This window comes from Mesorhizobium sp. B3-1-7, from assembly GCF_006439385.1.
Classification (GTDB): Bacteria; Pseudomonadota; Alphaproteobacteria; order Rhizobiales; family Rhizobiaceae; genus Mesorhizobium.
Genome location: NZ_VFTL01000068.1, coordinates 1 through 11268 on the forward strand (window position 1 = coordinate 1; position 11268 = coordinate 11268).

General features: G+C 59.2%; 10 protein-coding genes. 4 read left to right on the forward strand and 6 right to left on the reverse strand.

From position 1 onward, the window contains the following. The 4 genes from FJ417_RS32515 to FJ417_RS32530 all read left to right on the forward strand — a co-directional run. A partial coding sequence (locus FJ417_RS32515; RefSeq protein WP_140786286.1) for a DUF5801 repeats-in-toxin domain-containing protein occupies positions 1-2153 on the forward strand: 2153 nt, incomplete at its 5' end. A 72-nt stretch (positions 2154-2225) separates the two neighbouring features. Beyond that, positions 2226-2594 carry a hypothetical protein gene (locus FJ417_RS32520; protein ID WP_041010296.1) on the forward strand — a complete coding sequence of 123 codons (369 nt, stop codon included), beginning with the start codon at positions 2226-2228 and terminating at the stop codon, positions 2592-2594. A 182-nt stretch (positions 2595-2776) separates the two neighbouring features. Further along, a complete protein-coding gene (locus FJ417_RS32525; RefSeq protein WP_246687636.1) occupies positions 2777-3481 on the forward strand; it encodes a lytic transglycosylase domain-containing protein in 705 nt (234 codons plus the stop codon). Between the two features lie 230 nt (positions 3482-3711). Beyond that, positions 3712-4959 carry a penicillin-binding protein activator gene (locus tag FJ417_RS32530; RefSeq protein WP_140786287.1) on the forward strand — a complete coding sequence of 416 codons (1248 nt, stop codon included), beginning with the start codon at positions 3712-3714 and terminating at the stop codon, positions 4957-4959. Positions 4960-4975: 16 nt separating this feature from the next. Here FJ417_RS32530 and FJ417_RS32535 read toward each other — a convergent pair whose 3' ends face one another. From FJ417_RS32535 to FJ417_RS32560, 6 genes are all read right to left on the reverse strand, one after another. Beyond that, on the reverse strand, positions 4976-5941 hold the full coding sequence (locus FJ417_RS32535) for a phosphatase PAP2 family protein (protein WP_140786288.1): 966 nt from the start codon (positions 5939-5941) through the stop codon (positions 4976-4978). Positions 5942-6145: 204 nt separating this feature from the next. Beyond that, positions 6146-6691 (reverse strand): prepilin peptidase, encoded by a 546-nt coding sequence (locus FJ417_RS32540; RefSeq protein ID WP_140786289.1) that lies wholly within the window; start codon positions 6689-6691, stop codon positions 6146-6148. Then, positions 6688-7230 (reverse strand): tetratricopeptide repeat protein, encoded by a 543-nt coding sequence (locus FJ417_RS32545; protein WP_140786294.1) that lies wholly within the window; start codon positions 7228-7230, stop codon positions 6688-6690. The genes FJ417_RS32540 and FJ417_RS32545 overlap by 4 nt, the downstream gene beginning before the upstream one ends. Before the next feature lie 66 nt (positions 7231-7296). After that, on the reverse strand, positions 7297-8253 hold the full coding sequence (locus FJ417_RS32550; protein ID WP_140786295.1) for a type II secretion system F family protein: 957 nt from the start codon (positions 8251-8253) through the stop codon (positions 7297-7299). Between the two features lie 12 nt (positions 8254-8265). Continuing rightward, the gene (locus FJ417_RS32555; protein ID WP_140786290.1) at positions 8266-9237 is read right to left on the reverse strand and encodes a type II secretion system F family protein; all 972 of its coding nucleotides are present in this window, start codon (positions 9235-9237) and stop codon (positions 8266-8268) included. Beyond that, positions 9237-10622 carry a CpaF family protein gene (locus FJ417_RS32560; protein WP_140786291.1) on the reverse strand — a complete coding sequence of 462 codons (1386 nt, stop codon included), beginning with the start codon at positions 10620-10622 and terminating at the stop codon, positions 9237-9239. The genes FJ417_RS32555 and FJ417_RS32560 overlap by 1 nt, the downstream gene beginning before the upstream one ends. Positions 10623-11268 lie beyond the last annotated feature (646 nt).

The window sequence follows — 11268 nt, forward strand, 5'->3', positions numbered from 1 at the left end:
CGGACGGCGACGGCGACACCGCCTCCTCGCAGGCCGTCAATGTCGGCAGCCAGATCACCTTCCATGACGACGGTCCGAAGGTGACGGCGGTTGCCGGCGCGAGTGCGACGCTCTCGGTTGACGAGACGGCGGGCGCGCAGGTGAACGACCACGATGTTGCCGGCGGCGTGTCGCAAAGCGCGGCGGCGAGCATTGCAGGTCTGTTCAATCCGGCGGTGTATGGCGCGGACGGGAACGGCGGAACGACGTATGCGCTGACGCATTCGGACGGAACGGCGTTCGGAACGACGGCTGGGACGGGGACGGCGACGGGTCTTCACGCGACGTCAGCGCCGGGGACGGAGATCTATCTGTTCCTGAACGGGTCGACGATCGAGGGCCATGTCGGCAACGACCCTGCGGGGGCGCTGGCGTTCACGGTTTCGATCAGCGGCACGAACGCCACGCTGACGCAGATCCTGGCGCTGGATCATCCGAATGCGGCGAACCCGAACGACCTGCTGACGCTGTCGAACACGGTGTATGTGACGGCGACGGCGACGGATGGCGATCTGGACACGGCGTCGGCGACGTCGGCGGGCGGGCTGGCGTTGCAGTTCTACGACGATGGCCCCCAGTTTGGGACTGTGACCAACGCCTATCTTTCAAACGAGGTCGGGGATTTAAAGGGCGTTTTGCAGTACGATACGGGAGCAGATGGCCTTGGATCGCTGACGATCTCCAGCATCACGGGCTTGCCGACGGGCTGGACAACCAGTGCTTCTGGAGGCTCCTCGGTCAACATCCTCGCTCCCGACGGGACGCAGATCTTTACCGTACAGCTCCATCTCGATGGCACCTACGATGTCATCCAGTCGGCGGTACGGCCTGGAACGTCGACAACGATCGATCTGGCTACCAGCATCGCAAATTCGCCGACCGGAAATTATGACTTCGGTGTCGTGCAACTGACTGCTTTGACGGATGATACCGGGTCAGCAGCTACGGCCAACTTCAACGCGTATACGGATAATTCAGAGCCCGGTGGCCATGCATTCGGACTTGGAAATCCGACCTTCGACGTCAACGACAGTTTCAAGATGGATTTTCCCAGCCCGCTATCCAATTTCAGCCTGAAAATTGCCGACGTGGACAATGTAGGCGTGATAAATGTGACGATATCTGATGGCATAACAACCGTTACGATACCGAAGACGATCGATTCAACAACCGCTTATCTTACCATCACGCAAGCCGATCTGACGGCTAACGGCTTGACAAGTATTACATCTGCGACACTGACGGGAGTTGATGAACCAGGTAAAACCAACGACATCAAGGTGTCGTTCTCGACGTTGTCCTACTCGGAATCCCATCCCGCTGGCGACATGCATTTCACTGTCAACGTGGGCGGCAAAGACGGCGATAACGATTCTGTCAGTACGAGCTTCGACGTCACCTCGGCTGGCGGGGCTACGCCCAACGACCACTTCGTCGGCACGGCAGCGAACGATGTTTTCCACGGCGGGAGCGGTACCGACCAATTTGACGGCGCTGGCGGGACACTGAATATCGTCGACTACACCGGCAGCCTCGGGGCAGTCTCGATCCATCTCGCCGACAACGGGTCTGCCTCGGGCGCACCGGCAGATTTAAACAATCCGGCGCCAGGCACTATCGGCGGCGGCGACGCGGCTGGAGACACACTCACCAATATCCAAGGGCTGATCGGCGGCTCTGGCGATGATCATCTGTACGGCAACTCCGGAGACAATTATCTTGCAGGCGGAGCCGGCAACGACACCCTCGTTGGCGGGGCGGGCAACGACCTCCTTATCGGCGGCGCAGGGGCAGACATGCTTACCGGCGGCACCGGCGCCGATACGTTCAAACTCGATCACCTCGAGCTGAACATCAAGGATCTCATCACCGACTACAACAAGGGTGAAGGAGACCAGATCGACCTGACAGCATTGTTCGACAAGGCGGACAATGTCGCCCTCAGCAACTACGTGCACTACGACACCACGACAAAGACGCTGAGCGTGGACAGCAGCGGTTCGGGTAGCAATTTCGTAGACGTCGCTATGCTGCAGAACGGACCGACGACCACCAACACGATCAACATCCTTTACGACGACAGCGCGCATGCGAAGCACACTGTCACCATTTAGCACTTATGCGCAGCCACACTGTCGTGCTATGCATTAGCGAACCATGAATTCGCAATTCGAAGAGGGGCTTACATGAAACATTCCGCAAGATTGCTGGCTTCGGCCGCGGCGCTGCTGCTGGCCGGGTCGACGGGCTTCGCCGCCGACATCATCGGCGAGCCGGCGGTGAATTATTGCCGCACCGTCGGCACATCGGACCTGGTGCTGACCGACAACATGGTCGAGCTCAAGGACCATGTGGTGAAGCTGATGGACGAATCGGTCGCCGTCGCCAACAGTCCGGAATGGATCAACTCGTCGCGTCCGGCCTTCGTCTGGGCCTCGGAAGCCAAGGTCGCCTGCGGCATGGCCTATGGCTATCTCAAGACGAACTACAAGGACGAAGACACGCTCAACAAATGCGAGTGCTTCCACGACCGCATGGTCGAATACATGCATTGAGCTGACGGGCAAGCGGACGCCGACTGGCTGCGATGGCGGCTGACGGAAAATTGCCGAAGGCGATCGCGCTAGATCGTTTCATCGTTTCACGGAAACGGCGAAACGATCTATCTCCTTGTTTTGACGCAATTCCGAACGGAAAACCGCTACGCACTTTTCCTGGAATTGCTTTGGCGATTGCCTTGCTCGGTCTCGGTCAAACATCCGTCCACGCCAACTGGCTGGAACGGCCGCAGCCGCTGAGGGCGCGGCCGGCGCACTGCGCTGCGGCGCCGGAGCGGACCCGCGAGACATTCAAGGCATTCGCGACCTGCCAAGCGTTGCTCTACGGCCTCGAGCCGGTGCTGGCGCATGCGGTGATGGAGATCGAAAGCGGCTTCGATCCTGGCGTGCGCGGCGCCGATGGCGAAGTCGGCCTGATGCAGGTGATGCCGGCAACGGCGCGGATGCTCGGCTTTCACGGTTCGCTCGACGAGCTCGGCGAGCCCGCCACCAATATCGCGCTCGGCGTCAAATATCTGGCGCAGGCAAATAGGCTCTCCGCGGGCGATCTTTGCACCACCGTGATGAAGTACCGGGCCGGGCACGGGGAAACCCGCTTCTCGGTCCGCTCGGTCAACTACTGCCAGCGCGCACGGGCAATCCTGGCACGGGAAGGCCTCGAGGTGGCCGGGCCGCTGCCGGTGGCGACGATCGGATTCTCCGACGTCTCGACGATCGGCTTCTCCGACGCTTCCATGGACGGCGCCATTACCGGCCAGGAGAAACGCGTCTGCGTGCGCCGATCGTTCGTGCCCGGGCCGCGCTACATGAAATGCGCCCAATATCGCAGCCCGGCGCAAGCAAGGGCGATACAGGCGCTGAGAGCGCGGCTCTTCGATGGCTAAACCATGACGCAAGAATCACGGGACGGCCAAGCAAGCAAGACGGTAAGGTCGGTTGAAGACAGACCGGGGCAAATACCTGGCGGCACATGGATGGAAGCATCATGAAACTTGAGCGACACGATCCGGACCTGAAGCGCGCCGCGCCGAAACGGATCGGCGCGGCGCGGTTCAGGTCTTTGTCGGATGCATGTCGTCTCCCCAAAACCGGGACCACTTTTGGGCGACATGCATTGGGGGCGATCGCTCTGGGGCTCGTCGCGGCGCTGTGCGGATGCCAGTCCAAGAGCGGCGCGTCGGATGTGCTCGATCCAGCGGCGATTGCAGCACCCGCGGGCCAGGCTGGCGCTCCGGCGGCGCCCGCCCAGCAGGCAAGCGGTTCGACCCCGGGCAGTTCAGCATTGAGCACCGCGACCTCGGGCGGTTCGACCTCGGCCGCCGCCGCCAAGGCCCAGCTGACGCTCGGCGCGGGACCGACCAAGGTGGCCATGCTGCTGCCGCTTTCGGCACCCGGCAGCACGGGCGAGAACGGCCGGAAGATGTATGACGGCGCGCGGCTGGCGATGGCCGACCTCGGCGACAAGCTTTTGACGCTAACGATCGAGGATACGCGCGGCGACAGCGGCTACGCCAAGGACCTCGCGGTGAAGGCGATCACGTCGGGCACGGCGAAGGTCGTCATCGGACCGTCCGAGCTCGCGGCGGCGCAACACCTTGCCAAGCTCTCCGGCTCGAAGCGGCCGCCGGTGCTGGCGCTGGCCGACAATTTCGCCGGCGGCCCCGGCATCTATTCCGTAAGGCTCAGCGAAGCCGACAGCGCCGCGGCGGGCGCGGCGGCGATCGCCAGCAAGGGCGCCAGGAAATTCGTGCTGATGGTGCCTTCGGGCGCGGATTCGAGCCCCATCGAATCTCGTGTCGCCAACGCGCTCAGCATCTATGGCGCCACGCTTGCGGTGACGCTGCCCTATTCGGCGACGGATGGCGGCGCCAAGGTGGTGTCCGACATGGGCTCGCTGGTCGAGGCGCCCGACGCCGTGGTCGTCGCCTGCGGCGACGGCAGCCCTATCGCCGTGCTCGCCGCGCTGAAGGCAAAAGGCATTCCCGGCAAGGCGGTGACGCTCGTCGGCACCGACCGCTGGCTCGAGCGGCCGATGGATCCGCTCTATGAGGGCGCCTATATCGCGACGCTCGACGAGGGCGAGACCGGGCCGATCGCCGACCGCTTCAAGGCGACCTACAAGTACCAGCCGGACGTCAACGTGGCCTATGCCTACGACATGGTGGCGCTGAGCGCGGGCATAGCGAGCTCGGCCGGCCCCGACGGCTTCAACAAGCAGGTGCTGGAGAACACGACCGGCTTCCGCGGCTCGACCGGCCTCTTCCGCTTCCGCAGCGACGGCTCGAGCCAAAGGTCGATGCCTTTCTTCAAGGTGGAGAAGGGCCAGCTGAAGCTGGTGGAGAAATCGACGGCGGGGTTTTGAGGGGCAGCTACCAAAATCACGCTGACTTGAGCTCTCTCAAGGTGTCGGCTTCTTTGCCGATCCAACGGATTAAGCCGATCGAGATGACGGCTACAACAGCCCCACCAATGACGTCCATGAAATGATGGCCGCCTTCTGGAATGGTGGCAGCGATCATTGCAGCATTGACCAGCACGGCCGGCCAGAAAAGGAATGTGCGTCGAAGGGCAAAGACGATCAGAATGCCGAGAGATGTATGAAATGACGGAAAGGAAATCAGTCCGACTAGCTTGCCCACGGTGAATTCGTAGGGGACTAGCGAGCGAAGCTGATGAAGGGTTTCCAAGTGCGCCAACCCGCCAAACGCCGTGAAATGGCTATAGGACGACGCCTGCGGCTGGTAATAGGAATAGGCTCCGGCGGTCGGGATCAGCATTGACATTGTGGTAGTCATAAATAAGGCCACGACCCACGTGGCCGCAAATTCGAAGAACCGAGCCTGGCCACCCGTCGAGGCGTGGAATATCAGCACCAGCGGCACCTGATAGAGGACAGAGGCATAGCTGGCCACAAGAATTGAGGCCAACAACGGGGACGAATTTGCTGCCTCGACCACGGCCAGCCAGTTGAACCCAATTGACCGGTCCATTGCTGCCATAGCTCCGTCCATCAGCGGATGTGGATTAGCGGCCGCGAGAAACATGTACAGGCCGCTGGCGGGCTGAAGGATGAACAACAGCATCAGGAAGATACCGACGCTCTGAAGCCCTTCCGATACTCTCATCAAAGTATCTCGAAGTGCACCAGTCGCACGGCGCATGGCCTGATAGAGCAGTTTGGATAAGCCCAACAACATCGCGCCTAAGACAACGCCCTGCGCCGCGACCGCCGCAGTTCCAGATGCGAGATAAATAGCCGATCGTTGCAATAGGATGGCGTCGGAAAGCACGGCTAGCCCGATGGTGACGAGTATAACCACCAAGTATCGGCTATATGCGCTCATCAAAATCAGTCCCCGGCGCCGAACAGCCAGGTGCGAGGCGGATCATCCGCATCTGATTGGCGGATGGGATTGTGGAACTTTCCCGAGAAGAGTCAGAAAGCGCTGGAAAATCGACCCTTTCATTCCCTGCCATCCTTTTCCCCCGGCCGAGTTACTCTGAAGCACATTCCTTCAGTTCACGCTGCCTCTACCTCGAAACAGGGCCTAATTAAGCTGCTCCAAGATTCCAGAACTCGTTGCCACGAGAATCGCGTGATACATTTGCAAAGCGATAGTGCAGATGGCGGCCGCCGAGATCGGCACGCCGAATGGCACCACTCCCTTACGATCCATATGCTGGACATAGAGGCGGAACGCGCCTGCCGGCAGCACGAATGGGTTCTTCACGAGCACGACTATAGCGACCGCGAAAACCAGCAGAAACAGAGTGAAAACCACCAGACCGTCGCCGCCGATTAGAAAGGGCATGGCAGCCATCAATTTCACGTCGCCGGCGCCCACCTTGCGCAGGATCCAGAACGGGAAGAGCGCAACGAGCAGCAAGAGCCCACCGAGTGCGCTGAGGCCCATGTCCCACCACGACCCGGTCAGCACCGAGACAAGCTGCAATGCTCCCAGTCCTAGGCATAGCAACAGCAGCACATCACGGTTCGATATCTTCTGCGTGGTGAAGTCAAGCCAAGCCACTCTCGCGAGTAGCGGGATGGCAACCGCCTTCAGCAGAAGCGAGGCAGCAAGCAAAAGGCTCATGACCGCTCGATGTTCCGCACACTGGACGATAGCAGCTTCAGATTGTTGGCCACCGTCGGATCGTTGGGCGCGAGCTCATAGGCCTTGAGGAAGTTCGTGCGCGCTTCCTGCAGCTTGCCGCGCAAGAGGTACGAATAGCCGACATTGTTGTAATATTCCGGTGTCGCGCCGAGCAGCCGGTAGGCGCGACCATAGGCCATGTCGGCCAGATCAAAGCGGCGGATACGGTCGCAGGAAGCGGCAAGGCCCAGCCAGGCGACACCGTCATTGGGGGCCAACCGCGTAGCCTTATAGAACAACGCACCGGCATTGCCGTAATTTTCGGAACGGAATTGCGTCTTGGCCTCGGTGACCGCCTGGTCCGAGGCGTAGTAGTCGACGTCGCTGACCGTCTTCAGCCCATCGAAGGCATCGCCGAAGGCGGTATAATCACCCTTGGCAGGCTCATTGGTGCGCACGACACCTGTGCTGTTGCTATCGGTCGACTGGCAACCAGCAAGCAGGACCAGCAGCATGCTGGCTGCAGCAGCGATGCGCATCGGCGTTGTAATTTTGTGCTCCAAGGAGCCCTCCGACTCAATTTTAGAACTTAATCATATGCCCGATCAGAAGAAAATGCCCCTCATGCGAATGATCACCGGCAGAAGGACGATCATCAACACCACGGGGAAGATGCAAATGCCCAGCGGGATCATCATTTTGACCGGCAGCACGTTGGCACGTTCCTCCGCCTGAAGGATTCTCTGTGTCCGCATTTCATCGCTGTAGACGCGCAACGCTTCGGTGAGGCTGGTGCCAAGTTCCTCTGATTGCCGGAACAGCACCGCCAGAGCCCTAGCTTCTTCCAAGCCGATACGATCGGCGAGTTCTCGCAAAGAATCGCGAAGAGATTTGCCGGCGCGCAGTTGCAGATTCATGATCGCGAGTTGAACACCCAGCCATTTATGCGTGCCGGCCATTTCGTTGCTTACTCGCTCGACTGCCGCCTCCAGGCTCATCCCGGCATCCGCACAGGTGATCATCATATCCATGAAATCGGGAAAGCCGCGACGGTACGTCCGTTTTTGGGCGTTCTCGAAGCGGTCGAGCGCAATGCTTGGAATAACAAGGCAAGCCAATCCGAACAGCGCGGCTCCGGCCAACGAAACAAAGCCTGGTATTTTCGGCGGCAACACCATTGCCAACAGGATGTAGCAGCCGAGAAAAGCAATGGCGACTGCGCCAATTCTCGACAAGGTGTAAAGAGCCGGCGCGCTCGCGTGGTAGAAGCCGGCACGAAACAATCGGGCCTCAAGGGCATTTGGCTCACCGCGCTCCTTCTCCAGCGCGCGGAAATAGGCATCGACAGGTCGCTGAGCCGAAATCTTGACCAGCTGCTCCTGTGCGCCCAAGGAGCGCCGATTGATGATTCCTTCCGATATCAAGTTTTCGGTGACCAGCTTTCGCGTCTGAAAAGCGGGCAAAAAAACGAATGCGCCAAACAGAAAGAGCGCCACGGCAGCCGCAAATACCAAAAGGGAAACGAGAACCTCGGAACCCAAGATGTTCGACAAGATGTCTATGTTCCGCTCCAATCAAAAATCGAAGTTGACCATACGGTACATGATCAAGTCGCCGAGCAGTGCCCATACGCCAAAGATCGTAAACACCGGAAAGATGAGGGGGTTGCCCCAGACCTTCCCGTAGTAGCTCGGGGCAACCAACGCGAGAATAGCGAACATGACTATTGGAAACAGGGAGATGACCCACGCCGAAAAGCGTCCCTCGGCTGAAAGTGCCCTGATTTTCAACCGAAGCTTTTGCCGTTCGCGCAGAACCTTGGACAGGTTGGCAAGGATATCCGTGAGATTGCCGCCTGTCTTGGACTGAATGGACAGAGACACCGATAGAAGATGCAGCCCCTCGAAGCCGACACGCTCCGATAGCTTTCGTGCCGCCTGCTCTATGCTCAACCCAAAAGTGACCTCGTCGGCGACAATGCCGAATTCGGTGCCGAGCGGATCAGGCATTTCGCGGCCAACCAACCCAATCGCCACCGAGGCCGGATGACCGGCGCGCAGAGAGCGCACGATCATATCGAGAGCGTCTGGCAATTGGCGCGCAAACTTCAAGATTCGCTTGTTGCGAGCCCGGCGGAGAAATAGCAGAGGCAAGACAAATCCTACAAATGCAAAGGAAGCCAAGGCTGGAAGCAACGACGCTCCCGCCAGCAATTTCAAAAGCAATGCTACAATCAGTCCGGCCAGGATGAAGATCGCGGCGAATGTCAGCGGATTTCCGGTTATGCCCGACTGGGTGTAGAGCCTGTTGAGCGCAACCGCTCCAAAAATATAGTCGCCAGACTCGGTCAGCCCTCGTTCACGCAACAGACCCTGCAGGGTTTTTTCTGCAGGAGCTTCATCCTCAAGGCGCTTGAGCCGCCGATTTATCGTGCCGGTGCGATCGCGGCCTTTCACATAAGTGACATAGAGCGCTTCGGCAGCCAAAATGACTGACGCTGCCGCCAGCACGTAGACGAAGTAGATAAGCGTCTCGCTGCTTATCATCAGAGCGGGACCTGCGGGTTGAAAGCGTCCTTGGCGAAGTGCAGGCCGAGCGTTGCCGCTTCCTGGGCAAAGCGCGGGCGAATGCCGGTCGCGCGAAACTCGCCGATGATCTGTCCGTCTGCCGCTATCTCGCGGCGAACAAAATGGTAGAGTTCCTGGAGTTGGACAACGTTCCCCTCCATGCCGGTCAGTTCCGAGACGGAAATAACCCTTCTGCCGCCATCGGCTAGACGCTGCGTCTGCACAATGATGTCGATGGCCGATGCAATCTGGGCGCGGATCGATTCCTGAGTCATCGGCAGGCCAGCCATGCCGACCATCTGCTCTAGACGCGACAGCGCATCGCGCGGCGTGTTGGCGTGGATGGTTGTCATCGAGCCTTCGTGACCGGTGTTCATGGCCTGCAACATGTCGAAGGCTTCCTCACCACGCACCTCGCCGACGATGATGCGGTCGGGGCGCATGCGCAGCGCGTTCTTGACCAACTCGCGTTGGCGGACTTCGCCCTTACCCTCGACATTGGGCGGGCGCGTTTCGAGGCGACCGACATGCGGCTGCTGCAATTGCAATTCCGCCGCATCCTCGATGGTAATCAGTCGTTCCTTGGCCGGGATATAACTCGACAGAGCATTTAGCAGCGTGGTTTTGCCGCTGCCGGTGCCACCTGAAACCAGGATCGATTTACGCGCCTGGACGGCGATCCGCAGCAGATCAATCATGGGCTGGCGGATCGAGTTGAAGGCCATCAAGCGTTCAAGCGAATAGGGATTTCTGGAGAATTTGCGGATGGAGACGAGTGGACCGTCAACCGAGACCGGTCGCACGGCGACATTGACGCGCGACCCGTCTTCGAGGCGCGCGTCGACCATTGGCGCGGATTCATCGACCCGTCGGCCGATGGCTGAGACGATTTTATTGACGATGCGCAGCAGATGAGCCTCATCGCGAAAGCGGATCGAGGTCTCCTCAAGCACGCCGCGACGCTCAATAAAGACGTGGTTGTGAGTATTGATCAGAATGTCGGCGATTGAATCGTCCTTGAGTAGCGGTTCAATCGGGCCGAGACCTAGCATCTCGTCGGCCGTGTCGCTTGTCAGTTGATCCAGCTCGCGTGCGTTTAGCGGAACATTTCTGCCGCGCACAAATTCGCGCACGATCGGCCGGATCTCATTCAAGATCTCGTCCTTGGAGGCGTTTTCAAGGGCGGTCAGATTGAACCTGTCTATGAGATGCCGATGCAGATCGACCTTGAGCGACAGAAAATCGTCGGACACTGGTTCGGCCTGGGCCGGCTGCACGACTACCGCGCCATTCGTAACCACGGGCGCCTGCGACGATTGCGGAGCACTCTGCTCACCCGGCCCTTTGATGAAGCGACCCAACATGCCACCCGCCCCTTCTAATTTCCCCGACCTGGAAACTAAGCGTTAACCACGAGGGGCACAAGCGGCGCGAGGCAAAGCACCGGCAATTACTTGCGACATAGTTAAAAAAGTGGCGATGATGCCACATAACTATTTCGGGCCAATCTTTAGGCTCCAGACTAAAGTCCTAGGACCTTTGGCGCGGAAAAGGCGACAATGCCCCTAAGCCATTAGATATAAAGAATTATGCACGAACTCTAACTCATCCGCAAAAAGGCCTAACCGTGGCCGAATTGTGAATGAATGGTTAAGGAGACTTGAAAAATGAGGCGAATCAAGCCTTTGTCGAAATTGAGAGAGCTTCAGATCGAGTATTGAAAGGTTAAGCTTCCGTTAATCCGTTTGACACTGCTTTTTCGCGCGACCTAGGATTGAACGTGACGGGGGATGCTTGGGTATGGGGTTCATCCTTAGGCTCGTCTCGTCGGGTTCAAACCTCCAAAGGGAGAATTGGCATGAAGAAGCTCATGACGATGACCCGGCAGTTCCGCGACGATGAAAACGGCGCTGCCATGGTCGAATATTCCATACTGATCGGCATCATCGCCGGCGCGGCGATCCTGGCGATCATTGCGATCGGCGGCTGGGTGACCGGGCGCTTTTCGGG